The organism is Blastopirellula sediminis, assembly GCF_020966755.1.
Taxonomy (GTDB): domain Bacteria; phylum Planctomycetota; class Planctomycetia; order Pirellulales; family Pirellulaceae; genus Blastopirellula; species Blastopirellula sediminis.
Genome location: NZ_JAJKFT010000010.1, coordinates 3,926,672 through 3,951,225, shown reverse-complemented (window position 1 = coordinate 3,951,225; position 24,554 = coordinate 3,926,672). Strand labels below are relative to the sequence as shown.

The 24,554-nt window shown below is 58.5% G+C and carries 26 protein-coding genes; 19 read left to right on the top strand and 7 right to left on the bottom strand.

All coding sequences use genetic code 11. The features are described from left to right. The first annotated feature begins 18 nt into the window (after positions 1 to 18). The 7 genes from gnd to LOC68_RS27605 all read left to right on the top strand — a co-directional run bounded on the left by gnd (position 19) and on the right by LOC68_RS27605 (position 7,845). The gene (gene gnd, locus LOC68_RS27635) at positions 19 to 1,461 is read left to right on the top strand and encodes a decarboxylating NADP(+)-dependent phosphogluconate dehydrogenase (RefSeq protein ID WP_230225041.1); all 1,443 of its coding nucleotides are present in this window, start codon (positions 19 to 21) and stop codon (positions 1,459 to 1,461) included. A 58-nt stretch (positions 1,462 to 1,519) separates the two neighbouring features. After that, on the top strand, positions 1,520 to 2,305 hold the full coding sequence (locus tag LOC68_RS27630; RefSeq protein ID WP_230225040.1) for an SDR family oxidoreductase: 786 nt from the start codon (positions 1,520 to 1,522) through the stop codon (positions 2,303 to 2,305). Between the two features lie 114 nt (positions 2,306 to 2,419). After that, the gene (gene zwf / locus LOC68_RS27625; protein ID WP_230225039.1) at positions 2,420 to 3,865 is read left to right on the top strand and encodes a glucose-6-phosphate dehydrogenase; all 1,446 of its coding nucleotides are present in this window, start codon (positions 2,420 to 2,422) and stop codon (positions 3,863 to 3,865) included. A gap of 549 nt (positions 3,866 to 4,414) precedes the next feature. Next, the gene (locus LOC68_RS27620; RefSeq protein ID WP_230225038.1) at positions 4,415 to 5,047 is read left to right on the top strand and encodes a response regulator; all 633 of its coding nucleotides are present in this window, start codon (positions 4,415 to 4,417) and stop codon (positions 5,045 to 5,047) included. Positions 5,048 to 5,153: 106 nt separating this feature from the next. Then, positions 5,154 to 6,506, top strand: a complete 1,353-nt coding sequence (locus LOC68_RS28680) for a mandelate racemase/muconate lactonizing enzyme family protein (RefSeq protein WP_230225037.1) — start codon at positions 5,154 to 5,156, stop codon at positions 6,504 to 6,506. A gap of 383 nt (positions 6,507 to 6,889) precedes the next feature. Continuing rightward, entirely contained in the window at positions 6,890 to 7,282 is a 393-nt protein-coding gene (locus LOC68_RS27610) for a hypothetical protein (RefSeq protein ID WP_230225036.1), read from the top strand. Between the two features lie 80 nt (positions 7,283 to 7,362). Then, on the top strand, positions 7,363 to 7,845 hold the full coding sequence (locus LOC68_RS27605; RefSeq protein WP_230225035.1) for a hypothetical protein: 483 nt from the start codon (positions 7,363 to 7,365) through the stop codon (positions 7,843 to 7,845). A gap of 46 nt (positions 7,846 to 7,891) precedes the next feature. On the opposite strand, the gene LOC68_RS27600 is transcribed toward LOC68_RS27605, so the two are convergent. Next, positions 7,892 to 9,091, bottom strand: a complete 1,200-nt coding sequence (locus tag LOC68_RS27600) for a hypothetical protein (RefSeq protein ID WP_230225034.1) — start codon at positions 9,089 to 9,091, stop codon at positions 7,892 to 7,894. Between the two features lie 229 nt (positions 9,092 to 9,320). On the opposite strand from LOC68_RS27600, the gene dacB reads away from it, so the two are divergent. Beyond that, positions 9,321 to 10,931 carry a D-alanyl-D-alanine carboxypeptidase/D-alanyl-D-alanine endopeptidase gene (gene dacB / locus LOC68_RS27595; protein WP_230225033.1) on the top strand — a complete coding sequence of 537 codons (1,611 nt, stop codon included), beginning with the start codon at positions 9,321 to 9,323 and terminating at the stop codon, positions 10,929 to 10,931. A 190-nt stretch (positions 10,932 to 11,121) separates the two neighbouring features. On the opposite strand, the gene LOC68_RS27590 is transcribed toward dacB, so the two are convergent. After that, complete coding sequence (locus LOC68_RS27590; RefSeq protein WP_230225032.1) at positions 11,122 to 11,757, bottom strand: hypothetical protein; 636 nt, start codon at positions 11,755 to 11,757, stop codon at positions 11,122 to 11,124. Between the two features lie 216 nt (positions 11,758 to 11,973). Here LOC68_RS27590 and LOC68_RS27585 point away from each other — a divergent pair, with 216 nt between their 5' ends. Next, positions 11,974 to 13,215: an acyltransferase family protein gene (locus LOC68_RS27585; RefSeq protein ID WP_230225031.1), complete on the top strand. Its 1,242-nt coding sequence runs from the start codon at positions 11,974 to 11,976 to the stop codon at positions 13,213 to 13,215. Positions 13,216 to 13,221: 6 nt separating this feature from the next. Here LOC68_RS27585 and LOC68_RS27580 read toward each other — a convergent pair whose 3' ends face one another. Then, complete coding sequence (locus tag LOC68_RS27580; protein ID WP_230225030.1) at positions 13,222 to 13,896, bottom strand: class I SAM-dependent methyltransferase; 675 nt, start codon at positions 13,894 to 13,896, stop codon at positions 13,222 to 13,224. Positions 13,897 to 14,018: 122 nt separating this feature from the next. Here LOC68_RS27580 and LOC68_RS27575 point away from each other — a divergent pair, with 122 nt between their 5' ends. The 9 genes from LOC68_RS27575 (at position 14,019) to LOC68_RS27535 (ending at position 19,068) form a co-directional block, all read left to right on the top strand. Continuing rightward, complete coding sequence (locus tag LOC68_RS27575) at positions 14,019 to 14,528, top strand: hypothetical protein (RefSeq protein ID WP_230225029.1); 510 nt, start codon at positions 14,019 to 14,021, stop codon at positions 14,526 to 14,528. A gap of 91 nt (positions 14,529 to 14,619) precedes the next feature. Further along, positions 14,620 to 14,994, top strand: coding sequence for an ArsR/SmtB family transcription factor (locus LOC68_RS27570; protein WP_230225028.1), 375 nt, complete (start codon positions 14,620 to 14,622; stop codon positions 14,992 to 14,994). A gap of 3 nt (positions 14,995 to 14,997) precedes the next feature. Beyond that, on the top strand, positions 14,998 to 15,468 hold the full coding sequence (locus LOC68_RS27565) for an SRPBCC family protein (protein ID WP_230225027.1): 471 nt from the start codon (positions 14,998 to 15,000) through the stop codon (positions 15,466 to 15,468). 184 nt (positions 15,469 to 15,652) lie between these two features. Next, the gene (locus LOC68_RS27560; RefSeq protein WP_230225026.1) at positions 15,653 to 16,162 is read left to right on the top strand and encodes an SRPBCC family protein; all 510 of its coding nucleotides are present in this window, start codon (positions 15,653 to 15,655) and stop codon (positions 16,160 to 16,162) included. A 37-nt stretch (positions 16,163 to 16,199) separates the two neighbouring features. Next, positions 16,200 to 17,024 carry a DUF899 domain-containing protein gene (locus LOC68_RS27555; protein WP_230225025.1) on the top strand — a complete coding sequence of 275 codons (825 nt, stop codon included), beginning with the start codon at positions 16,200 to 16,202 and terminating at the stop codon, positions 17,022 to 17,024. Positions 17,025 to 17,063: 39 nt separating this feature from the next. Continuing rightward, positions 17,064 to 17,375 carry a hypothetical protein gene (locus LOC68_RS27550; protein WP_230225024.1) on the top strand — a complete coding sequence of 104 codons (312 nt, stop codon included), beginning with the start codon at positions 17,064 to 17,066 and terminating at the stop codon, positions 17,373 to 17,375. A 13-nt stretch (positions 17,376 to 17,388) separates the two neighbouring features. Next, on the top strand, positions 17,389 to 17,874 hold the full coding sequence (locus tag LOC68_RS27545; protein ID WP_230225023.1) for an SRPBCC family protein: 486 nt from the start codon (positions 17,389 to 17,391) through the stop codon (positions 17,872 to 17,874). Positions 17,875 to 17,930: 56 nt separating this feature from the next. Continuing rightward, positions 17,931 to 18,512 (top strand): SRPBCC family protein, encoded by a 582-nt coding sequence (locus LOC68_RS27540; RefSeq protein ID WP_230225022.1) that lies wholly within the window; start codon positions 17,931 to 17,933, stop codon positions 18,510 to 18,512. A 55-nt stretch (positions 18,513 to 18,567) separates the two neighbouring features. Next, positions 18,568 to 19,068 carry a DUF1579 domain-containing protein gene (locus LOC68_RS27535; protein WP_230225021.1) on the top strand — a complete coding sequence of 167 codons (501 nt, stop codon included), beginning with the start codon at positions 18,568 to 18,570 and terminating at the stop codon, positions 19,066 to 19,068. Between the two features lie 62 nt (positions 19,069 to 19,130). Here LOC68_RS27535 and LOC68_RS27530 read toward each other — a convergent pair whose 3' ends face one another. Together LOC68_RS27530 and LOC68_RS27525 are read right to left on the bottom strand one after the other, a co-directional pair. After that, entirely contained in the window at positions 19,131 to 19,412 is a 282-nt protein-coding gene (locus tag LOC68_RS27530; protein WP_230225020.1) for a hypothetical protein, read from the bottom strand. Between the two features lie 360 nt (positions 19,413 to 19,772). Beyond that, positions 19,773 to 20,042, bottom strand: a complete 270-nt coding sequence (locus tag LOC68_RS27525) for a hypothetical protein (RefSeq protein WP_230225019.1) — start codon at positions 20,040 to 20,042, stop codon at positions 19,773 to 19,775. Between the two features lie 155 nt (positions 20,043 to 20,197). On the opposite strand from LOC68_RS27525, the gene LOC68_RS27520 reads away from it, so the two are divergent. Then, on the top strand, positions 20,198 to 21,481 hold the full coding sequence (locus LOC68_RS27520; protein WP_230225018.1) for a GNAT family N-acetyltransferase: 1,284 nt from the start codon (positions 20,198 to 20,200) through the stop codon (positions 21,479 to 21,481). Positions 21,482 to 21,707: 226 nt separating this feature from the next. Here the strand turns inward: LOC68_RS27520 and LOC68_RS27515 are convergent, their stop codons facing one another. Both LOC68_RS27515 and uvrB read right to left on the bottom strand, forming a co-directional pair. Then, positions 21,708 to 22,139 carry a hypothetical protein gene (locus LOC68_RS27515; RefSeq protein ID WP_230225017.1) on the bottom strand — a complete coding sequence of 144 codons (432 nt, stop codon included), beginning with the start codon at positions 22,137 to 22,139 and terminating at the stop codon, positions 21,708 to 21,710. A gap of 295 nt (positions 22,140 to 22,434) precedes the next feature. Beyond that, entirely contained in the window at positions 22,435 to 24,498 is a 2,064-nt protein-coding gene (gene uvrB / locus LOC68_RS27510; RefSeq protein WP_315858767.1) for an excinuclease ABC subunit UvrB, read from the bottom strand. Positions 24,499 to 24,554 lie beyond the last annotated feature (56 nt).

Below are 24,554 nucleotides of genomic sequence, written 5' to 3'. Positions count from 1 at the left end.
GCAAGAAAGTGAACAACCATGTCCGAAAAATGTGATTTCGGTTTGATCGGTTTGGCCGTCATGGGCGAAAACCTCGCCTTGAACGTCGAAAGCCGCGGCTACAGCGTCGCCGTTTACAATCGCACGACCGAAAAGACCGACGAGTTCATCGCTGGTCGCGCCGCCGGCAAGAAGTTCGTCGGCTGCCACACCCTGGAAGACCTGGTCAAGTCGCTGAAGACTCCCCGCAAGGTGATGATGCTGGTCAAAGCCGGCCCGGCGGTCGACTCGTTGATCGATCAGCTGATTCCGTTGATGGACAAAGGGGACATCATCATCGACGGCGGCAACACGCTCTACAGCGACACCGAACGCCGCACCAAGTACGTCGAAGAAAAGGGCCTGCTCTACTCCGGCACCGGCGTTTCGGGGGGTGAAGAAGGGGCGCTGAAGGGTCCGAGCCTGATGCCGGGCGGTAGCGAAGCGGCCTGGCCGGAACTGAAGGGGATCTTCCAATCGATCGCCGCGAAGGTCGGTCCGAACAACGACATTCCGTGCTGCGAATGGGTTGGTCCGCGCGGCGCCGGTCACTATGTGAAGATGGTCCACAACGGCATCGAATACGGCGACATGCAGATGATCTGCGAAGCCTACTTCCTGCTGAAGCACTGCATCGGCCTGACCAACGAAGAGCTGTATGACGTCTTCGCCGAATGGAACCGGGGCGAACTGCAGAGCTACCTGATCGAGATCACCCGCGACATCTTCAGCGTCATCGACGAAAAGACCGGCGACTTCCTGGTCGACAAGGTTCTGGACGTCGCCGGCGCCAAGGGTACCGGCAAGTGGATGAGCCAGCTGGCGCTCGACCTGGGCGTTCCCAGCACGCTGGTCACCACCGCCGTTTACGCTCGCTGCTTGTCGGCCGCCAAGGACGCTCGCGTTCGCGCCAGCAAGGTCCTGTCGGGTCCGACTGAAGGCTACACCGGCGACAAGAAGGAATTCATCGCCCACGTTCGCGACGCGCTGTACGCCTCGAAGATCATCAGCTACGCCCAAGGCTTCGTGCAGCTGCAAGCTGCCGCTGCTGAGCATGACTGGCCGCTCAACTACGGCGACTGCGCCTTGCTATGGCGCGGCGGCTGCATCATTCGCGCTCAGTTCCTTGATCGCATCAAGGAAGCGTTCGACGCCGACGCCAACCTCGAGAACCTGCTCCTCGCCCCGTACTTCACCGACGCGATCGCGAAGGCCGAAGCCGGCTGGCGTAACGTCGTCGCCACCGCGGCGAAGCTCGGCATCCCGGCCCCGGCGTTCGCCGGCGCGTTGGCCTACTACGACGGCTACCGTCGCGCCGAATTGCCGGCCAACTTGCTGCAGGCCCAACGCGACTACTTTGGCGCTCACACGTTCCAGCGCACCGACATGGAAGGAACCTTCCACGCCGAATGGCTGAAGCTGCGTAAAGAGCCGCAAGAGTAAGGCTTTTCGCCAGCAAAGAACGTTAGAGTTAGATCGTACGGAAGAGGATTAGGGCGATATGTCAGATAGTTATTTGCGGGGTTTGTTCGGTCTTGAAGGGCGAACGGCCATCGTTATCGGCGCCACAGGCGTTTTGGGCGGGGCCATTGCCGAAGGGCTGGCCCAAGCCGGCGCCAACGTCGTCGTCTCTGGCATGAACGAAGAGCGTGGGGAAGCCCAGAGTGCCCGCATCCTCGAACTTGGTGGCGATGCGATTTTTCAGCCGGTCGACGCGGTTAGTCGGGCGTCGCTGGCCGAGCTGAAGGACGTGACGCTCGCCAAGTACGGTTCGATCGACATGCTGGTCAACTGCGCCGGCATCAACTCTTCCGTTCCGTACGAAGAAATCACCGACGAAGATTGGGACCGCGTCCTGGCGACCAATCTGACCGGCACCCATTTGGCCTGCCAGCTGTTCGCCCCATTGATGGCGAAGCAGCCTGGCGGCGGGTCGATTTTGAACATCGGCAGCGTCACGGCTCACTTGCCGCTGTCGCGCGTTTTCGCCTATTCGGCCTCCAAAGCGGCGGTCGTTAATCTGTCGCAAAACGTCGCGCGTGAATACGCTACGCAGAACGTTCGCGTGAACGTTCTTTGCCCCGGGTTCTTCCCGGCCGAGCAAAACCGAAAAATCTTGGATCAAGATCGCGTCGCCAATATCATGGCGCAAACGCCGATGAAACGCTTCGGCGAGCCGGAAGAGTTGGTAGGGGCGGCGATTACTCTCTTATCTCCCAAGGCGGGAAGCTTCATTACCGGCGCGACGATCTACGTCGACGGCGGTTTTACTGCAATGCGATTCTAATTTTCGCGAGATGCGCAGCTCGCCAAGGGCCGGGTTTCGCATAACGCTAAAGAAAACCTAGAATAGCCGGATCGCACTGCGCGCGTCCTGTCCGAACAACACACGAAAACAACTATGTCGCACACGATCGTGATCTTCGGCGCTTCCGGCGACCTGACGAGCCGCAAGCTGATTCCCGCTCTCTACCTGCTCCACAAAAAGGGGCGTCTGCCTGAGTCGACTCGCGTGGTCGGCGTCGCTCGGACCGAGTTCTCGCACGACGCCTGGCGTGAGGATCTCGAGCAGACGACCCAGAAATTCACCGGCGATTCGTTCGACGCCGCCGCGTGGAATACGTTCGCCTCGCAGGTCTACTATCAACCGGGAGACCTGCAAAAGTCGGATGACATGGATCGCCTGGCCAGCTTTTTGAACGAGCTGGATGGTGGAGGAGCGACTCGCATTTACTATCTTTCGACGATGCCGAAGCTCTATCCGATCGCCGTCGAAATGATTGGCGCCGCCGGTATGGCCGATCAATCGCAAGGTCCGCGTCGCGTGGTGATCGAAAAGCCGTTCGGCACCGACCTGACGACCGCACAACAACTGAATGCCCGCGTGCACAAGGTCTTCGCGGAAGATCACGTTTACCGCATCGACCACTACCTGGGGAAAGAAACCGTCCAGAACCTGTTGGTGCTGCGGTTCGGCAACTCGATTTTTGAGCCCCTCTGGAATCGTAACTACATCGACCATGTGCAGATTACCGTGGCCGAAGAAGTGGTCGTCGGTCGCCGTGGCGGTTACTACGACACCTCCGGCGTCATGCGCGATATGGTGCAGAACCACCTGTTGCAGCTGATGATGATCACGGCGATGGAGTCTCCCGTCCGCTTCGACGCGTCGATGGTCCGCGGCGAAAAGGTGAAAGTGCTGCAGGCGATTCGCCCCATGCACGGCGCTGACTTCGCCGAGAACACGATCCGCGGCCAATACAAAGGGTACCTAAGCGAAGAAGGGGTTCCGGCCGACAGCCAAACGGCGACCTTTACGGCGCTCAAACTGTGGGTCGATAACTGGCGCTGGCAGGGCGTTCCGTTCTATCTGCGGAGCGGCAAAGCGATGTCCTGCCGCACGACCCAGATCGTCATCCAATACAAAGAGCCGCCGCTCACGCTGTTTGAGCATTGCCAGTCGATGGAAGGAAACCGCCTGGTCATCCAGATCCAGCCGGCCGAAGGGCTCCAGGTCCACATCCAGAGCAAAGTTCCGGATGCCGGCATGCGGACCCGCACGACCGACCTCGACTTCCGCTTCCGTCGTCAGTTTGCGGGGGATATGCCGGACGCCTACCAGCGTCTGCTGCTCGATGCGATCCAAGGGGACGCGAGCCTCTTCGCCCGCAGCGACGAAGTCGAATTGGCATGGGGGATCGTCGACCCGATCCTGGCGGCTTGGAATAGCCCGGCCGCTTCTGAGCTCATGCAGTATGAACCCGGCGGGTGGGGCCCGGAAGAGTCGGCCGAGTGGATGTACAAACAGGGTCGCCAGTGGTTCGACGTCTGCCCGGTCCTCCACTAGAGGACTGTTCTGGAAAATTTATCCTACTTTTTTCTCATTTTTTCGCTTATCATCTATTTGCGGTTTGAGCGCAAAAACGACTAGCCATTACTCGTCGGAGAACTACTTATTTATAGGTAGGCCAGGAGTTCTGGGTACGTAATTGATGCGCACCGGCCGCATAACGTCGTCCACAAGATCCGACGGCCACGGATTTTCCTTCAAAAAACACGTGGTTTATGATGAGTCCGCGGAAAACCGCTGTAGCAACTGCGGGCGGTTGTCGTAATGATTGCATTAGTGGGGAGAGGGCAAGCATTCCCCCCAGTGGAATCTCAGCCAAACAGCCAAGATTCGAATAACCCATTTTTTGTCATTTTTTTCCTTGGCACCCAATAACCTTTAGCCAGCGAATTTCCGTCGACGCTACTTGGCGCCAGATGTGCTAGAAAATTGCCGTAAATCCGCAGGGAATTTGGCAAAGAACCTAGAGCATCGCCGCCAGTAACACCGATGGCGGGTACAATAAGGAAGAATACGACAAGTCGAGCGTTGCATCTGGAGTGTTGAATGACCATTCGATTGTTAGTTGCCGACGATCACGAAGTCGTCCGCTGCGGTTTAAAAAGCCTTGTTTCGGGTACCGACATCGAAGTCGCTGGGGAAGCCCGAACCGGGGAAGAAACGGTGCGGATGGTTACCTCCGTCAATCCTGACGTCGTGTTGCTTGATATTCGCATGCCCGAAGGGGACGGATTGACCACGCTTGGTCGCATCAAGCTGGAACGGCCCGATCTGCCGATCCTGATTCTCTCAACCTACGACAACCCGACTTACGTCGCACGCGCCGTCGCCCTGGGCGCCAACGGTTACGTTTTGAAAGGGGATCCGCGCGATCGTCTTGTCGAAGCGATCCACACGGCCGCCAACGGCGAAAGCGCCTGGACGCGAGACGAACTACGTCGCGTGACCGGCGCGCTGGCTACCCCGCGTTTGAACGCCGACGTCGAAGTGCCGCTGACGCAACGCGAAAGCGAAGTGCTCCGCCAACTGGCGCTCGGCCTGACGAACAAGGAAATCGCCCAGGCGTTGCACATCAGCTACGAGACGGTCAAAGAACACGTCCAACACATTCTGCGAAAAGTGGGGGTCTCGGACCGCACGCAAGCCGCAGTTTGGGCGGTTCGCAAAGGCTTGGTTTAGTCTAAAAGCCTTTAAGCTTGGTTGCGGCGGAGCTTGTCTCCCGCCATATTCTACGGTTCACCACACGCGGCAATATTCCGCTAGCGTAGAACCAAGGAGCAACCACGTGGCCAAGCCTACCGATATTCGTATCTGCGACGTCCAAATCTCGGCGGAGCATATTAACTACCGCACCCCGATCAAGTTCGGGGGGCGCGTGGTCAATGACGTTACGTTGTTGAACGTAGCGCTCGAAGTCGAAACGGCCGATGGACGACGTGGCAGCGGATTCGGTTCAATGCCGATGGGGAACGTGTGGGCTTGGCCGACGTCGATCACCTCTGGTGAAGCGACGCTGCAGGCGCTGGTCGACATCGGTACGGCTATCGCCGAAGCGGCGCCAAAGCTCGACCTCAGCGGCCATCCCTTGGAATTGACCGCTGCGGCTCACACGCAATACGCCGATATCGCTGCGAAAGTCGCCAGCCAGGCCGGCATCACCGAAGCGGTTCCGAAGCTCGCTGCGCTGGTCGCGGCCAGCCCGACCGAAGCGGCGATTCATGACGCCTACGGCAAGGCCCTGGGCCAAAACAGCTACAACTTGCTCGGCGCCGAGTACGTTAATACCGACCTGGCGACCTATCTCTCCAGCGAATTCGCCGGCGAATATCTCGATCGCTATACGCTCCGCAAGCCGCAACCGAAGATGCCGCTCTATCATCTGGTCGGCGCACTCGATCCGCTCGATCTGGACGAACTGCAAAACCCGGTCGGCGACGGCTTGCCCGAGACGCTCGGCGACTGGATCTTGGCCGACGGTTTGACCCACCTGAAAATCAAGCTGAACGGCGACAACCTTGATTGGGACGCTGCCCGCGTCGCCAAGATCGACGCCGTCGCCATCGCCGCCCAGGCGAAGCGGGGGGTGAAAGTGTGGCAATACTCGCTCGACTTCAACGAGCGTTGTCCCAACGTGCAGTACATCCTCGACTTCCTCGCGAAGCTCAGTGAGTCGAGCCCCGAGGCGCTCGATCGCGTTCAGTACATCGAACAACCGACCAGCCGCGACCTGCGGGCTAATCCTGAAAACCGGATGCACGCCGCGGCGAAGATCAAACCGGTCGTCATCGACGAATCGCTCGTCGACTACGAATCGCTCCTCCTGGCCCGCGAACAAGGCTATAGCGGCGTCGCGCTGAAAGCCTGCAAAGGGCAAAGCGAAGCGCTGCTGATGGGCGCCGCGGCTCAGAAGTTCGGGATGTTCCTCTGCGTGCAGGATCTGACCTGCCCCGGCTACTCGTTCCTCCATTCGGCCAGCCTGGCCGCGCGTCTGCCGACAATCGCCGCGATCGAAGGAAACGGCCGCCAATACTGCCCGGCCGGCAACGTCGAATGGGCGAAACGCTTCCCCAGCATGTTCGACATCACCGACGGTACGGTCGGCACCGCAGTTCTCGACGGTCCAGGCCTCGGCTTCTAGCGACGCAGGGTCCGCTGTGCGGACCAGAGAGGGAATTGAAGTAAGACGCCGCAAATTCTTTTGCGGCGTCTGTCCGTTTTGGGGCGCGGCTTGCGTTTCGTAGTTCGTGGCGACGTATTCGCTTGGAATACGTCGAATCGCCTACGTCACTATTGGGATGCCCCCAATGCGTTTTCTTCGCTCCTTGACGCTTTGCGCCGCCGCATTGTTTTCGCTGTTCGCGGCCAACGTGAAGAGTTCCGCCGCTGAAGCGTATGCCACGGGTCTCTCCTTGGCGACGACGGGGCTGTCCTCTTTCGGGCGCCGCTGGACATTCATCTTACAGCGGCAAGCGATTCGTATCCGTCTATGTCTCCCTAACGTCGCCTGATGGAAAGATCGATATGAAACCTCGCAAGCTCCAACAGATCGTCGCTATTTTGCTGGCCGTAACCTTCGTCGGCGTTTCCATGGCGGAACGACCAAGCGAAGACCGGTCGATCGCCGACTATGTGCTCACCGGCAAAGTGACCGCCGTTTATCGCCGGGATCACTTCGACTACGCCAACTACATCGTCGAGATGCGGGTCGAGTCGGTTACGAAAGGGAAAAACATCAAGCCTGGCGAGATCTTTCGCGCCTATTGCTTCCAGCGTCATCCTGGCCAGTTTTCTCCCGGCGCCTCCGGTCATGACGTTGTGCCGAAGGAGAACTCCAAAGTGCGCGTCTTCGTTAAACGAGAAAATGGACAGAACGAAGGCGTCTATTCCGACTGGGTCGACGTCTTGAAAAACTAAGTCGCCTATCGTGCGCCTCCTATACCCGATTTTGCCGCAATCCATCGAACGGCAACACCACCTTCAGTAAGGATTCGCTCATGTTCAATTTCCAGAACTGGCTGCTCACGGCAGTCGTTTGCGCGTTGTTCGTCAGCCAAGCCTCGCCGCTAGTCGCCGAAGAACAGGTCGACCAGCAGGTCTCGCCGGCCGAAACGTTGAAGCTGATGCAGGGGGAATGGATTATGAAACACGCCTACCTGCCCAGCAGTTTCATCAACGACCGTAAGCTTCCGCAGGAGGTCGAATTCGCCCAAAACGGCTCCGCCATCGAAATCCGCGGCAACCAGATCTACCTGCAAGGAAAACTTGCCGCGACGTTCGCCCACGATCTGAATCTGCCGGCGCAGAAGAAAGAGATCGGTTTTTCCCGCTGGGACCTCCTGATGCTTACGCTCCCCAGCGGCCAAGGGCTTCTTTGCAGCTACATGGTCAACGACCATGTGATGGAGATCGCCTATAGCCATCAATGTTCGTGTCACCGTGGAACAGGACATGTCCTCTATTTTGAGCGGGCAAAATAAATACTCGTTGACGCAGCCTTGTCGGCAGTCGCCGCTGCCGGCAAACTTAGCCGGGAAGTGACGCCTCGACTCTCTTCGCTTCCTCTTCCGTCAAGAAGTTGATTTCAAGCGCGACAAGCCGCTCGTTCGCGAATTCCCCGATTACGTCGTACGTCCCGTCGCCGTAGCCAGCGCCGCATACGAAAAAAAGGCCCTTCGGCCGGTCTGCGATCGGCTGCAATCCGTCCTCCGGGCACAACGCACGCTCGAGACTGCTGTCGGTCGCGATCTCAAAGTGCGTGAAGTAGTCAGGGTATTTTGGATTGGAAGCGATATAGGCGCGGATTTCGGCTTCCAGTTCTTCGGACACGGGGCCTTTAATGCAGGGGTATCCCGAGAAAGTCCCTTCGATCTCGACGCCCAAACTCTCATGGAGTTCTTCGATCAGATCGTCGCTATTGCGAGTCACGATAATTCCACGTCGCATCGGACCTTCTTCGTTCCAATCGCGATCGTAGTTCCCTTGATCCACCAGCACCAAGCGAGCCGTATCGATTGGAACCTCGCCCAGCCTACGCCGCCGCACTTCGTCGGCTGTTTCAAACATCACCCTGACCGAATGAACTCGTCCATATCGCGGGGGAGTCGATTCCTGCGTCATAAACAGGTACGCCGCTTCGCCCCCAAAGCCGGTTACCGACAGTCCCGGCAGGTTCTTGGGGTCCGCGAGTAGCAAGACCCTGGACGGAAGCGGCAGTTCGCCGATGTATCGATGCACCAGCGAGTGCGTTGATCTGCGACGTAGCCAAGCGAAGGGACTGACGCCAAGCTCTTGCTCTTTCATCTCTTGCAGATCAAGAAACTTCCGTAAGCTCGGTGAAAGCCAAACGGTTAACCCGGCCCAAAAATAGAAACAGGCGCCCACGGCGATTACGCCCGCTACTCGAAGCATTATCTGAAACAGCAATTGCATCGCCTCCGGCGGCGTCTCCTTAAACATCGCGTTCGCAATGGCGAAGATAATTGCCGACAGTACTAGACCTTTCAGGCCCAGCCAAATCGCCAGCGTGCTGCGGGTCGATCGGCTACCGAACCAAAGCGAGTAACAAAGAAGTAGAAGTACCGCCGGAATAATGACGCCGCGAAACCAGGAAATCTCATTCCAGGGACGCAAAAACGCCAACACCAAGTTCGCCGATTCCAGCAGCGCCACCGGGATGACAATAACGAAGAAAAGCCATTGGCCGCGTCGTACCGATCCAGTCAAAGTTTTTTCCAATCGCACTAAGAAAGAAATTCGACGATATTTGAGTTTCCCAACTCCGGACTACGTTCCGTCAACGAGCGATAGGGCGAATTCCAACAGATTAAATCAAAATGGTCGTCGCTTCAGCAGTCAATTTCGTCGCGATATGCGATTTTTGATTGCGTCGATTCATTGGCGTCGTAGGGTAACAAAGCACGTCCTTCCTCCCGCCCATTCCACGAGCCGCCCGATGTTCCGCTTCCCGCGCACGATCCTGACGATTCTTCCGGTAATCCTGCTCTCGCTGACCTCGGTCGCTCAGTCGCAGGTCCTTCTCTCACCGGAAGTCGACAAGATCCTGCAAAAGCCGCTCTACAAGAACGCGACCTGGGGCATCCTGGTCATCGACCTGCAAACCGGCGACACCGTCTTCTCGAAGAACGCCGACCGGCAGATGCTGATCGGTTCGATCCGCAAAATGTTTTCGGTCGGCCTTGCGCTCGATCAGTTGGGCGAAGACTATCGCTTCGTCACGCCGATCTATCGCCAGGGGGAAGTGAAAGATGGCGTCCTCAACGGCGATCTTGTCGTGGTCGCTTCCGGCGATCTATCAATGGGGGGACGTGAACGTGCCGACGGTACGATCGCCTACACCAAATTCGATCACAACGAAGCGAACTCGCTCGGCAACGCGATCCTGACGAAGACCGATCCGTTGGCCGGCTACCGCAATCTTGCTCAGCAAATCGCCGCCGCCGGAATTAAACGGGTCGACGGCGACGTCATCATCGACGATCGCTTGTTCCAAACGTTCAACTTCCGGCACGAGTTCGATCTCCGCCCGATCTTCATCAATGACGACGTCGTCGACATGATGCTGCAGCCAGGCGCTACAGCGGGCACACCGGCTGACGTTGCGTGGCGTCCTCATTCGGCCGCATTGACGCTCGCGCCGCAACTGAAGACGACGGGGCCCGGCTCGGAACTTGAACTTGACTACGACGATCTCCCGAACTGCATCGGCAAGGCAGGCTGCCAGGTCCCGCTGACCGGCCACCTGCCGATTGATCTGAAGCCGGTTCTGACCGGCGAATGGCCGCTCGTTCGCAACGTCCGGATCACGCAACCGCAAAACTACGCTCGCACCGTGTTGATCGAAGAGCTCGCCAAAGCGGGCGTCGCAGTCGCCGCCAACAAGACGGCCCCCAACGACGCCGCCAAACTGCCGGCGGTCGGATCGTACCAAGCCGATCATCAAGTGGCGAAGCTCACGTCGGCCAAGTACGCCCAGTTCGCCCAGTGGATCTTGAAGGTGAGCTACAACATCGGCGCCGACACCAGCTTGATGTTGTACGGCGTGCAGAACGGAGTCGATACGCTCGAAAAGTCGCTCGCGGCCGAAGCGAAAGCGCTGAAGTCGCGGTTCGACGTGTCGCCGAGTGAATTTCACTTTGTCGACGGCAGCGGAGGAGGGGACACCGCCGCGACGTCGCAAGCGATCGCCAAGATGCTAACGGCGCGGACGAAACTCGACAACTTCGCCACCTTCAAACAGGCCCTGCCGATCCTGGGAGTCAACGGTTCGCTCGCCACCGTCACTCGCTTCGAAGAAAACGACGCGCTCCAAGGCGCCAAAGCGAACGTCTACGCCAAGACCGGCACTTACATCACCGGCGACGAACAAGGCCGCATGATTGTTCGCGCTCAGGGAACCGCCGGCTACATTGACGCCGCCAGCGGCCGCAAGTACGCCTTCGTCCTGGTCGTCAACAACATCGGCGTCATCTCCGGCATCGACGACGTTATTCAGGTGATGCAAGACGAAGGAGAAATCGCCGCGTGGTGGTGGCGGCAGAACTAAAGAGGCCAAGAAGCCCAACACTAACCCGAGGCGCAAGCCGAGGGAATGCGGTCTCTAGAAAGCAACAAATGTCGAAGCGAGAACGACGAACCAATCTCCGTTCGTCATTCTGGTTTCGACATTCGTCATTTGGCCCAACGCATTCCCTCGGCTTGCGTCTCGGGCTATTGTCGCGGTTGGCGCGACGCCTCTAGACGCCTTCCCCCTTCGTCTCACAAGCGAAGCGGAACGTCTTCCCTTCGATCTGACCGTCGGCGGTGATCGGATATTCAAAGCCGAGCTTTTTCAGAAAGTCGAGCAGCTGCCAGCAATCGGCCGCGGCGAACTCGTCGTCGGCGTACGCTTTTTGCATTTCTTCGTAGTCGGGATCTTCCCACCGTTTCAGATAGTTCTCGATCTCTTCCGACGCGACGCCGGGAACGGCCTGGGCGACTTGCCGGGCGTTGCCTGACCAGTAGAAGATTTCTTCTTCGCTCAGGTTGTCGTCCCAATAATCGGGAATCGGGTTGAACGCGTCGATCGGCTGTCCCTTACGAAACAGCAAGTACATCCAGAGGTCTTCGTCATGGATATGGAACGAAAAGACCGGCGTGCTGAGGACCCGCGACAAGTACTGACTCGCGGCGTCCCAATCGAAGAAATCGCTGGGATAGAGGATCGAAACGCGATCTCCTTCGCCTGCCAGCACGAGGCAATCTTCGTCTTCGATCGTCCGCTCCGCCTGGGCGAACTCACCCTCTTTTTCCGCGGCGAACGCGGCGAGCGCTTTTTCAACGGCGGCGGCGTCTTTGCCGATTACGCCTGACATCGAGAGAAACAACCCCATACGGCGAACCCCTGCTGGTAGTCGATCAATTTGGGCGTCCAGACGATTCCGACAAGTCTGGGACAGGGAGCGACCTCCCCATTCTACCTATACCTTCCGGGATTTCGAGCGTGACATTTTTCCGACCGCCAATTGCTCTTGTCCCCACCTAGGAGCTATGCCACAATCCGCGCGCATGTCGCATAAAGCCATTCCCTGCAAAACCGCGAAGTAAATATGACGCCGAATAGAAATCGAGTCGAATTTGCGAATACATTGCGGGGGATTGCGGCGTTATTCGTCCTTATCGCGCACCTTTACGGTCTTTTCTGGTTCAATCGAGGTCTCGTCTCAGAACTGACGGGAATGCCGAATCTAAGCGCCGAAACGTATCCGACGCCTGCTTGGGTCCCGCTCCTCTCCAAGATCCCGATACCGCACTTCAACTGGGGAGCGCTCGGCGTCGCCCTGTTTTTCCTGATCAGCGGCTTCGTCATCCCGTTCTCGCTGAAGCGGGCGAACTTTGCTGGCTTTATGACGGGACGTCTCTTCCGAATTCTTCCCACCTACGCCGCCGGCTTCAGCGTTACGCTGCTGGCGTTAGTCATTTCGTGCTACTACTTCAACGTCGATTTCAAGTGGCCGCTCGTCGACGTAGTGACTCATTTCTTTCCCGGCATTCGCGACTTCGCGGGCACGCAAAATATCGACGGCGTCATCTGGACGCTGGAGATCGAGATGAAGTTCTATATCCTCTGCGCGCTCTTTATCGGCTTGTTCCAAAGCAAATCGCATCGAGTCTTTCTCGTACCGGTCGGCCTGTTCGCCATGGCGATGGTACTCAACGGCATTTCGAACGGCTGGTTCGGCTACGCCCCTTACACGCATCGCTTCTCGATGATTTTCGCGTTCGCGGCGCAATTTGAGATCTTCATGTTCATCGGAGTGGCCTTTCACTACCTCTACGAACAGAGAATTACGACGCCGACCGCGTACGGGCTGACCGCCGGATTGCTCGCCATGTTTTCGGCCGCCTGGGCGACGGGCCCGCTCGCCGAGAGCTTCACGCACGTCACGTGCTACGGTCTCGCGTTGTGCGCTTTCCTCTTCGCTTATCACTCCCCTTGGCTGATCCCAACCAATCGAGTCACCAACTTCCTGGCCGACGTCAGTTATCCGCTGTATGTCATCCACGGAATCGCCGGCTATGTTGCGCTGGCCCTGCTGATGCGGCAAGGAGCCTCGCCGTCGGCGGCGTTGTTCAGCGTCACGATCGGCTGCTTCGCGGTCGCCTGGCTACTGCATGTGACGGTGGAAAAGCCGACGCAGAAGCTCGGCAAAAAGTGCGCCGCCGCTCTCATGGAACGCCAGGCTCCGCCAGAAGAAGTCGCCGAGGCCGACGCTGAACCCGAAACGATCTCGATACCGTTTCCCAGGGCGGAAGAAAGACCGACGTCGGCACGTTCGCGAGCCGCATAGTCTCAACTACGCTCGCCGCAGCTGCATCAACACCAACATCGGCCAACCGATATAACGCTCGGCGCGCGGAAACGCTTGGGAAAACTGGGCGTCAGGCGAATGTTCGCTCACCTCTTCCAGCTGAAAGCCCGCTTTTACCGCCGCCATGACGAAAGCGCTGACCGAGTGGGCCAGACTACCCGGCATCACCAACTCGTCGGTCTCCGGATCGGTGAAGCGGGCCTGAGCGCCGCGCAAGAACATCGCAGGGTGCATGCCGGATATCACCGCGCGTCCGCCGGGCTTGAGCGTTTGGAATGCGGCGGTGAAGAAAGGCTCTAGTTCTTGAAGATGCTCCAGTACCAATCCGCTGACGACCAGATCGAACTCGGCGGAGTAGGGGAGGGGCTCGGTGAGATCGAGCGTGACGAACTCCACGCGTTCGGCGCCTGGTTTCTTCTTCGCTTCGGCGAGCATCCCGGCGGAGAAGTCGACCGCGACGACGTCGGCGCCTTGCGCGGCGAGCCAGAGCGAATGCCTTCCGGTACCGCAGCCGAGATCGAGCACGCGTTGGCCATGCACATCGCCGACAGCGCGATGCAGATGCGCCTGTTCGATTCCTTGCATCGGATTCAAGTCATGATCGTAAACCGGCGCCCAGCGATCATAACCTTGGCGTACGCCGGAGAGGTCGTTGGTCATGCGATTGACTCTCGAGAGGGATGGGTGGGAAAGTTGGCAAGACAATTTGTTGTGGCGAGCGGTTCGCTGGTTCGATATCGTAGTATCGCAACATCCCTCCTTTTCTCCAGATGAGTCGCCCCATGAACGCCCCGCCAACTAGCTTTTTTTCCCATCTCCAAAGACTCCTGCGGCTGATCGCCTGCGTCGTCGCGCCGACCTTTTTATTCCTGGTCGCCGTGATCGTGCTGGCCTGGCAGTTTACGGAGTTCTCGTCGCGACAAGAAATTCTCTCGCTTACTTCGTTTCTGGTCATCATGTCGCTCAGCGCGCTGGCGTTTAACTGGAGCCGCGCGACGCACACGTTCGCCTCGGAAGCGACGCGACGACGAATCTACTTCGCCGGCATCGATCTCTTCTTGGCGAGCATGCTCGCGCTGATCGCGAGCTGTTTCGCGTGGCTGCAGTCGACGCCTGCCCCAGCGATTCTGCGCGAGTTCATTCCGATCGACTTTCAGGCCGGCGCCCAGCAATACATCCTTTCTCTCTGGTTTTGGACGCACTGGATCTTTCTCTTGCTCGCGTTGCTGATGACGCTCGGCGCGATCATGTCCATCGTGCTGGCGATCCAGTGGCCGAACGAAGCGTCGTAAGACGTTCCGGCAATCAATGCGTGAACTTGGATTTGAACTTTTTCAAACTTCGTCCGTTGACATATTCCGTTATGGGAATATAAATAGAGACATGCCACGAGCCGCTACCACCACCGACGTTTTCAACGCTATCGCCGAACCGCGGCGCCGGCAGATCATTGACTTGTTGGCCCAAGCCAGCCGCCCTCAAGCGGTCGGAGACCTGGTCGAGGCGCTTCAGCTGCCGCAGCCGGCAGTCTCGAAGCATCTGGCCGTGCTTCGCAAGGTTGGCGTCGTCTCGGTGCGGAAAGAGGGACAGCACCGCTTGTACGAACTAAATGCGGTGGAGTTACGACCCGTGCATGACTGGGTGAAAACCTACGAACGTTTCTGGAGCGGCCAGCTCGCCCGAATCAAAGAGCGTGCCGAAAAGATCGCGGCCCAGCGCGCCGCCAAGTCCAAGTCCTCTAGCCCGAAGGAGATGTAATCGATGGTCGCCGTCAACAATTCCGAAGCGGTCCGCGTGCTGCACATTTATCTAGAAACAGAAATCGCGGCGCCGATTGATATCGCTTGGGAAGCGATGTTGGCCGAAATGGGACCGGAATGCGTCCTGCCGAACAGCGACGACACGCCGTTTCCGATGGTGCTGGAAGCCTGGCCCGGCGGACGTTGGTACCGCGATCTCGGCAACGACGCGGGCCATCTTTGGGGTCATGTGCAGGTCATCAAGCCGTCGAAGCTCCTCGAAATCTGCGGCCCCCTCTTTATGTCCTACGCAGTAACCAACCATCTGCAATATCGCCTGATTGAAGAAGACGGCGTGACGACGATGCAGATGACCCATCGCGGCCTTGGTCAGATCGCCCAGGAAGTCTTCGACGGCGCGAACGCCGGCTGGGGAAGCCGCAATCAGCGGATCAAGGACCACGCCGAACGGCTGGCTCGCCAACGAAACTAGCCGTTCGCTTCTCGCTATCGACTGGCGCCATGCTCTTGCGGCGTCTTCGCCGGATGAGCATGTCTTAGTCCCGCAAATTACATGCTAAGGACGTGCTCAATCGGCGATGGCCGCCAGAGCGTGTCGACAGAGAAAATACGCGTCTACGTAAAGACCTATCGCCCAAATCGCTCGGAGAAAACCCATGACCGCCGCCAAAGCGAATTCCGAAATCGACTTTCAACTTACTCGCTACTTCGATGCTCCGCGGGAGTTGGTCTACCAAGCCTGGACCGAAGCGGACCGCCTCGAAAAGTGGTGGGGACCTCCGGGACTGCCGGTTCGGGTCGCCAAACTCGATCTCGTCCCCGGCGGCACGTTTCACTACGCAATGCAGATGCCGGGCGGTCCGGAGATGTTCGGCAAGTTCGTTTATCGCGAAATCGAGCCGAATCGGATGCTCACCTTCGTCGTCTCCTTTTCCGATGCGGACGAAGGCATCGCCACACACCCAATGAGCCCGACCTGGCCCAAGGAAGTGCTGAGCGCCGTCGAGTTGTTCGACGACGACGGCCGGACGCGGGCCGAACTTTGGAGCACGCCGATTAATGCCGACGCCGTCGAGCGACAAACCTTCCTCGAAGGACACGAAGGACTAAAGCAAGGTTTCGGCGGTTCGATGAATCAGTTGGAAGCGTATCTCGCTACGCTGTAACGCAATTTCAATTCCTTACGATTTACGGAGACGGAAGATGGATTCAATTGCTTGTTCCGAACTGACGTTGCCCGAAGTCGGCACGCGCGAAGAGTGGCTTGCCGCTCGCAAAACGCTGCTCGCCGCCGAGAAGGCGCTCACCCGACATCGCGACGCGGTCAACATGGCCCGCCGCGGTCTGCCTATGGTTGAGCTCAGCAAGGATTACGAATTTGAGGGCCCGCAGGGAACGGTCAAGCTGATCGATCTGTTCGAGGGTCGCCGCCAGTTGATCATCTATCACTTCATGTTTGAGCCCGACGATTCGCCGCTGGCGAAAGAACATGGCCCGCACGAAGCTGGCTGCCCCGGCTGTTCGCACCTGGCCGATTGTTGGCCCCACGCGGCTCACTTGCACGCTCGCGACACCAGCCTGGTGATGATCTCCCGGGCGCCGCTCGCGAAGATCACTCCGTTCAAACAACGGATGGGGTGGACGATGCCGTGGTTCTCGTCGTACGGCAGCGATTTCAACTACGACTTCTACGTCACGATGGACGAGTCGATCCAGCCGGTCCAATACAACTTCCAAAGCAAAGAAGAACTGGCCGCCAAAGGGGAAGCGTATCACCTGATGGGAGAACAGCCGGGCTGCAGCGTCTTCTTCCGCAACGGCGACCAGATCTTCCACTCCTATTCGACCTATGCCCGCGGCCTCGATCCGCTGCTGACCACCAATCAGTTTCTCGACCTGACCCCAATGGGACGCGGCGAAGGCTGGGACGGCATGCCCGACCTGGGGAGCCAAGGGAAGTACTGGTGGAAACATCACGACAAGTACGAGTCGTCGCCCGACTCGACTTGCTGCGGATGCTCGAAGTAAACGGCAAATCTTCCTTGGCGCCAGAAAGGGAAACGCACGATGTCGACTCGGCCCGAAAACTGCTGTTGTTCCCAGTCGGCGGCGCCCGAAAAAACGTCGTGGCGCAGCCGCATTTTCGAGGCGATCGCTTGGATTGTTCCCGGCACGCTGCTCGCCCTGATGCCGAAGTGCCCGGTCTGCGTAGCGGCTTACTTGGCGCTCTTGACTGGCGTCGGCGTTCCGCTTTCGACCGCCGGTTACCTGCGGACTGGATTGATTGCGGTCTGCACGCTCTCCCTCGTTTACTTGGCCGTGCGTCGTTTGCCGACTTGGGCGGGACGTTTCGCCGCTTTCGCAACTTCACGAACCTAACGGAGTTTCGCTCATGAATACGATTCTCTCCGCCGATCCGCAAACCGACGCCGGCCTGGTCATTACACGTACGATTGCTGCGCCCCGAGCCGCCGTTTTCGCCGCGTGGACCAACCAAGACTACCTGGCGAAGTGGTGGGGCCCGGAATGCTTCACCAATCCTGTCTGCCGATTCGAGCCGACAAGTTGCGGCGAAATCTACATCGAAATGTGCGCTCCCGATGGTACGATTTATCCGATGCGGGGCGAGGTCTTGGAAATCAAGGCGCCGTCGCGGATCATCTTCGCCGCTTCCGCGCTCGACGCCGAGCGGCGCCCGATGTTCACTACGATCACGACCGTTACGCTCGAAGAGATGCACGGTCGAACCGGATTGCGCGTGCAGGCGAAAGTCGACGCGATCTATTCGTCGGATGCGACGCATTGCATCGAAGGGATGCCGGCCGGATGGAGTCAGTCGCTGGATCGCCTTACGGCGTTGGTTACCGGCACGGCTTAATATATGCGGCGTTACCGCCGCCCGATTCCTCTTTCCATCTCGTGGAGATCGTAGTCATGATCCTCAAAATTGTCCTCGGCATCGTCCTGCTGTTGATCCTGGCGATCGTCGTCATTCTGATTGCGGCGATGACGCGCCCCAATGAATTCACGTACGAGCGTTCGCTGTCGATGACCGCGCCGCCGGAAGTCGTCTTCGCCCATGTGAACGACTTGAAGAAGTGGGAAGCGTGGTCTCCCTGGGAAAAGTTCGATCCGAACATGAAGAAGACCTACGGCGAAACAATAGCCGGCGACGGCGCCAAATATAGTTGGGACGGCAACAAGGATATTGGCGAAGGCTCGCTGACGATCGCCAAGTCGGAGCCGTACGAACAGATCAAGTTCGACCTGAAGTTCATTCGTCCCTTCGCCTGCGAAAACGACGTTTACTTCACCTTTGTTCCTAGCGGCGATCAAACGACGGTCTCTTGGCGCATGGACGGGAAGAACAACTTTATGGGCAAGGTGATGAGCTTGTTCATGAACATGGAAAAGATGTGCGGCGATCAATTCACCGAAGGGTTGGAAAACCTGAAGAAGATCGCCGAAGAAGAGGCGAAGCAACCTTCGCCCGGGGTCGCCGAAACGGCCTCGTAATTTATTGGCTTAACTGTCGCGTTTCGTTGGAAATTCGTGGACGGAGAGAAGCGTCATGTTTGGTTTTGAAATCACCAAGGAGCACCAGTGGCTCCAACAAATGGTTGGCGATTGGACGTTTGAAGCGGAGATGACTGGCCCGCCCGACGAGCCGCCGCTCAAGACGAAGGGAAAAGAGAAGGTCCGGATGCTCGGCGAGAATTGGCTGGTCGCCGAAGGGGAAGGGGAGATCCCCTGCGACGAACTGGAGACGCGGCCGACCGGCTATACCTGCTTGACGATCGGCTACTCGCCCGAGAAACAGGCGATGATCGGTACCTGGATCGGCTCGATGATGAACCACATGTGGGTTTACGAGGGGTCGCTTGATCTGGAAAAGGGACTTCTCATCTTGAACACGAGCGGCCCCAAATGTGACGGTAGCGAGGGAAAGGCCCAATATCGCGAATCGCTGCAGCTGGTCAGCCCCGACGAACGGCTCTTCTCTTCGGCCATGCAAGGCGATGACGGCGAGTGGATCACCTTCATGAAGGCGGTCTACAAACGAGTCGCTTAAGAACGTCTCACGGAAACAACCGCAGAACGCCGGCCATTGGTCGGCGTTCTTTCTTGCGCCGGCTACTTCTGGTTCCCGTCGCTCCGCTTCGGTTCCACCGGGATCAAGACGCGCCGCTGACCGACCGGCAGGTTGATCCCCAACCGGGCGAGCGATGCGAATAAGACGCCGGAGAAAAAGACCTCGTCCATATTGCCGACGATCGGCAAGTTATCGGGAATCTCGATAATTCCCGCCGTCAAATTGGCGAGATAGGTGAGCGATACGACCACGCCGACCATCGCCAAGATGGCGGAAGGCCAGCCTGGCTTTTCGCTCGCTTCTGGATTTGGCTCCGCGTCCACTTTTCCACCTTCCCCAGCTGCCCGACGCAAAACTGGCGATCGCCAGTCCGCCTTGAAAATACTTCCGGCAAGATCCAACGTCAATCTTCTGGCGCCCAACACTATCCCGCAGCGCCAGCAAGGGAATGCGGCCGCAAGTGAAACCGGACGCATGTCACATTCGTAGCCCGAGGCGCGAGCCGAGGGAATGTACAAAGAACCGCCGCGCAAGTAGAGATGGATACGCCGGCCGCAAAGGGAAGGGCGACTTTCGTCATAGCGCCGAACTCATTCCCTCGGCTCGCGCCTTGGGCGATTATGGCCGCCCCTGAAGTGACGCCAGAGAGAAATAGTAGCGGAACGAAAATAGGGCTTACGTCGTCAGAACGCCGCATAGATCAGTCGAACGATTCCGAAGAGAACCGAGCAAATCCCGAAAGCCAGACTCAAGCACGCGCGCATCCCCGTGTCGGCGTCATCCAGGACTTGTTTATTGCCGCGGTCCTTTTTTCCTGTCGCTAGCGTATGTGCGCCGGCAAAGATGGCCATCAAGCCAAACAACAGCGCCACCACCCCCAAAGCCGCCGGGTGCTCCGCATGCCACCGGTTGACCGCCTCGCTGCCGCCGGAACGCGCGATGAATAGATCCATGAAATCCCCAAGAACAGCCAGCTCATCAGGCGGGATTGTAGTCCGATTCCGTAGGCGCAGACAAGAAAGTTTCACGCCCAGTGCGTGAAGTTTCCGGCGTCAGCGTGTACGATACGTCGATGTCGAATCGCTTTTGATTATCGCCGAGACGCTTTGTGGACTTTCGATTTCTCGCCCCTGACGAAGCGTCCCGCTTACGAAACGTCCCCAGCGACCTGTTCGACGGCGCACTCAACACGCGGCTGCTCGAGCAGTTTCTCGCCGATCCGCGGAATCACCTCTGCGTCGTCTTCGTCGAAGGGATCGCGATCGGCTACGCCTCTGGCGTTCATCTGACCCGCGTCAACCAGGCGGATGAGTTTTTCATTTACGAAGTGGAGGTCACTTCCGCGTGGCGCGACGCCGGCGTTGCGCAAGAGTTGCTCAAACAATTGCTGGCCAAAGCCGTCGAACTGAACTGCGAGACCGCATCCGCAGTCGCTCGGCAAGCGGACCCGAAAACGATCGACCGCTATCGAGCGGTCGGCGGGTTCAGTTCCTATGACGTCCTGAAGTTCTCCTTTCCGCTGGTGGAACTGGTCCAGCCGCTGCAGCCGACCGAAATCGAAAGACGCAAATCGACGCTGCAGCCCGTTCCCCATCCGTCGCCGGTCAAGGCGCTCAACGTTCTGCTCACTTTGCACATGAGCGATAAATCGGGAGATCCGCCGGGCGAAAAACTGACGCAGCAGATCGCCGCCGAGTTTCTGCCGGAAGATGAAATGGAAGTGACGCTCCAGAAGTGGCGCGAGGTCGGCTGGAGCTGGACGTTTTCGATTGACGAGCGCAAGTACGAAGGAGTCCTCGCGATCCTGGCCGAGCCGCGTCAAGCGCTCTTGCAAATGGGTCCGCTCGATCGCATCACCTTTTTCGGCATGCAGCCAAAACTGTCGCTGGAAGATATGGAGCCGCTCCGCGAGCGAACGCTGCAAGTGCTGGAGAAGCTGCCGGAAGTAGCGAGCGTGCAGTTTTCCGCCGACGGTTTTCCCGACGCGTTGATCGCCCCCGATCCCAAGTCGATCGCTCGCGCGATGAAAAAGTGGGACGACTCCCGCGAGACCGGGATGCGGCGACCGGTCGAGGGAGAACTCAATCTGCTTTATCGCTTTCTGTTGTCGCCGCTACGTACGCGTCGCGGCCGCGACGCCGAACCGATTCGCCGCGTCGACGTCGTCTGTCTGAACGCCCTGATCGTCTTCACGATCATCGGAAGAATCTATCTCTTCACCTTTTTCCCTTGGCCCGAGCAACTGTGGCTGGTTCCGCTCTATACAGTGATTATCGGGGGCGCTCTTACCGGTTTCCGCAAGCGAATCGCCTGGATCGCCGTCAGCGTTCTCACGACAGCGACTTTCTACTTTTCCCTGGCGCTGCTCCGGGGAATGATCCATTTGATTTAGGAGCGGGCTACGTACTAGCCCGAGGCGCAAGCCGAGGGAATGGGTCCGGAACTAATCTGAACGGAATTGGCGTGTTCCCGACCGCAAATCAAATGGGATCTTTGCTGATGACGCCGACCGCTTTCCCTCGGCTTGCGCCTCGGGCTAATAGGAACCGGCGCAACAAAAAACGGCCGAGCATTACGCTCGGCCGTTTTGATTGTTCGATTCTGTTCGCAATCGCGAATTAGAACTGGCGACCTTCGGTCACGTAGACCGGGCGAACGCCGGTCGTATAACGCAATTGCGTTTCCGGGCTATACGAGATGTTCGTACGCAGGTTCGAGTACTCGCGGAAGAACGGGGTCGCGTTCGCTTCGGGACGAGCCACCGAAACGCCGTACCATTCGCGAGCGGCGATGCGGGCGTTACGCTGTCCGGCGATGAACTGGGCCCGTTGCAGACGCAGAACCGACGGGCTCTCGGCGCGGCGAGTTTCCATCAGGTAGAACCACATCTCCGGCGTCGAAGCCGACAAGGCCGGGGCGCTTTCCAGCGGCTGGGCCGGCATATCGCTCGGGCTGCTGCTGCTACGCAGGACCGTCAAGTCTTGAGCCATCGCGGCCGAGGCGACCAGCAACGTCGTCAGCGCCGTGGCGACGCAAATCATCTTCTTCATTATTCGACTCCAGGCAATGTTCGTTCGCTGGCGGGTTTCAGCCAAGAATGGAGCGCGGACGAGACGCGTCCGTGCACACCACTGGATTCGGCGTTTTCCGCCGGCAGATTCGAATAATTTGGACGAACCGTTAGAGTCCAACACCGCGGCGACGTTAAAGTCGACGCGTCTTACCAGAACAACGCCCCGCTAGCAAAGACATCAAGCGTAGGCTGGGTCGAGACCCAGCATTTTACGGTCCGAATCCGAAGTGCTGGGTCTCGACCCAGCCTACATCTCTACGACCGGCGATTCGCTAGCCGCGCTTGGGCCGCGGCGTCTTTGCGCCGCCGCGGCGGCGTTTGCCTCGCCCTTTTTTGTCGTCGCCGGCGGAGACTTCGCTCACCTTTTTACCGACCGAGTCTTGCATCTTGCTGATCCGATCGCGGATTGCGGCCGCCCGCTCAAACTCCAGGTTCTCAGCCGCCGCTAGCATTTCGGTTTGCAGTTCGGCGATGTATTCGAGCGTGATGTATTCGGCGTCGTCCTCTTTGCCGACCGCCGCGTTGGCCGCGCGATGCGCTTCCGCTTCCGACTCGATGCCGCGACGGATGTTCTTTTTGACCGTCTCCGGCGTGATGCCGTGCTTCTCGTTGTACTCTTGCTGGATCTTGCGACGACGTTCGGTCTCGCTGATGGCCGCCTGCATCGAATCGGTCATCTTGTCGGCGTATAGAATCACCTTGGCGTTGACGTTACGTGCGGCGCGGCCGATCGTTTGAATGAGGGAGGTTTCGCTCCGGAGGAAGCCTTCCTTGTCGGCGTCCAGAATCGCGACCAGCGACACTTCCGGCAAGTCGAGACCTTCGCGAAGCAAGTTGATCCCGACCAGACAGTCGAACTTGCCTTCTCGCAAATCGCGCAGCAGCTCGACCCGCTCAAACGCGTCAAGTTCGCTATGGAGCCACTTGCAGGCGACTCCTTGTTCCGACAGATAGTTGGCCAGATCCTCTGCGAGTCGCTTGGTCAGCGTGGTGACCAACACGCGTTCTTTCATCGCCACCCGTTCGCGGACTTGCTCCAGCAGATGCGGAACCTGGCCGCGAGCCGGTTGGAGTTCGACGACTGGATCGAGCAGCCCGGTCGGACGAATGATCTGCTCGACCACTTCGCCGCCGGTCTTTTCCAGCTCGTAATCACCGGGGGTCGCCGAGACGAAAACGGTCTGGTTAAGGATGTTTTCCCACTCTTCGAATTTGAAGGGGCGATTGTCGAGCGCGCTCGGCAGGCGGAAACCATGTTCCACCAGGTTCATCTTGCGGCTCCGGTCGCCATGGTACATCGCGCGGATCTGCGAGACGGTGACGTGCGATTCGTCGACGAAGAGCAGGAAGTCTTTCGGGAAAAAGTCGTACAGCGTGCTTGGCGCCGAACCGGGCGGTCGGCCGGAAAGGGGACGGCTGTAGTTTTCGACGCCGGGGCAGAAGCCGACTTCCTGCAGCATTTCGATATCGAAGCGGGTTCGCGCATTGAGCCGCTGCGCTTCGAGCAACTTGCCGGCCGATTCAAGCTCTTGCAACCGAGCCGCCAGTTCGTGCTTGATTTCGATCACCGCTTTGCCGATTCGCTCTTCCGGCAAAACGAAGTGCTTGGCCGGATAAATATAGAGCTGATCCTGCGGCGCGATCACTTCGCCGGTGAGCGGGTTAATGATCGACAGCTGTTCGACCTCGTCCCCCCACAGTTCGATGCGGTAGGCGAATTCTTCGTAGGAAGGCCAGATTTCGATGCAATCGCCCCGAACGCGAAACTTCGAGCGTTCAAACGCCACGTCGTTTCGTTCATACAGAATCCCGACCAATTTTCCCAAAACTTCATCGCGGTCGATAATCTGCCCCCGAGCGACGCTGACCATCATCGCCTTGTAGTCGGACGGCGAACCGAGACCATAGATGCTGGAAACGCTCGCCACGATGATCACGTCGCGGCGACTGACCAGGGCGCTGGTCGACGCGAGTCGCAAACGATCGATCTCGTCGTTGATCGACGCATCCTTTTCAATGTAGATATCGCGCTGCGGGATGTACGCTTCGGGCTGGTAGTAGTCGTAGTAGCTGACGAAGTAGTGGACGGCGTTGTGGGGAAAGAATTCTTTGAATTCGCTGTAAAGCTGCGCCGCCAACGTTTTATTGTGCGAAATCACCAACGTCGGCCGCTGCAACTGCTGAATCACATTGGCGATGGTGAATGTCTTACCGGAACCGGTCACCCCCATCAGGCACTGGTGGGGACGTTGTGCGCGAAGTCCTTCGACAAGCTGCTCGATAGCGGCGGGCTGATCCCCAGCAGGCGCAAAAGGGGCTTGAAGCTCGAACTGCATTACCAATCTCGTACAACTCGGGGGGAAGCGGCGCCATCAATCCATGGATAGCGCAG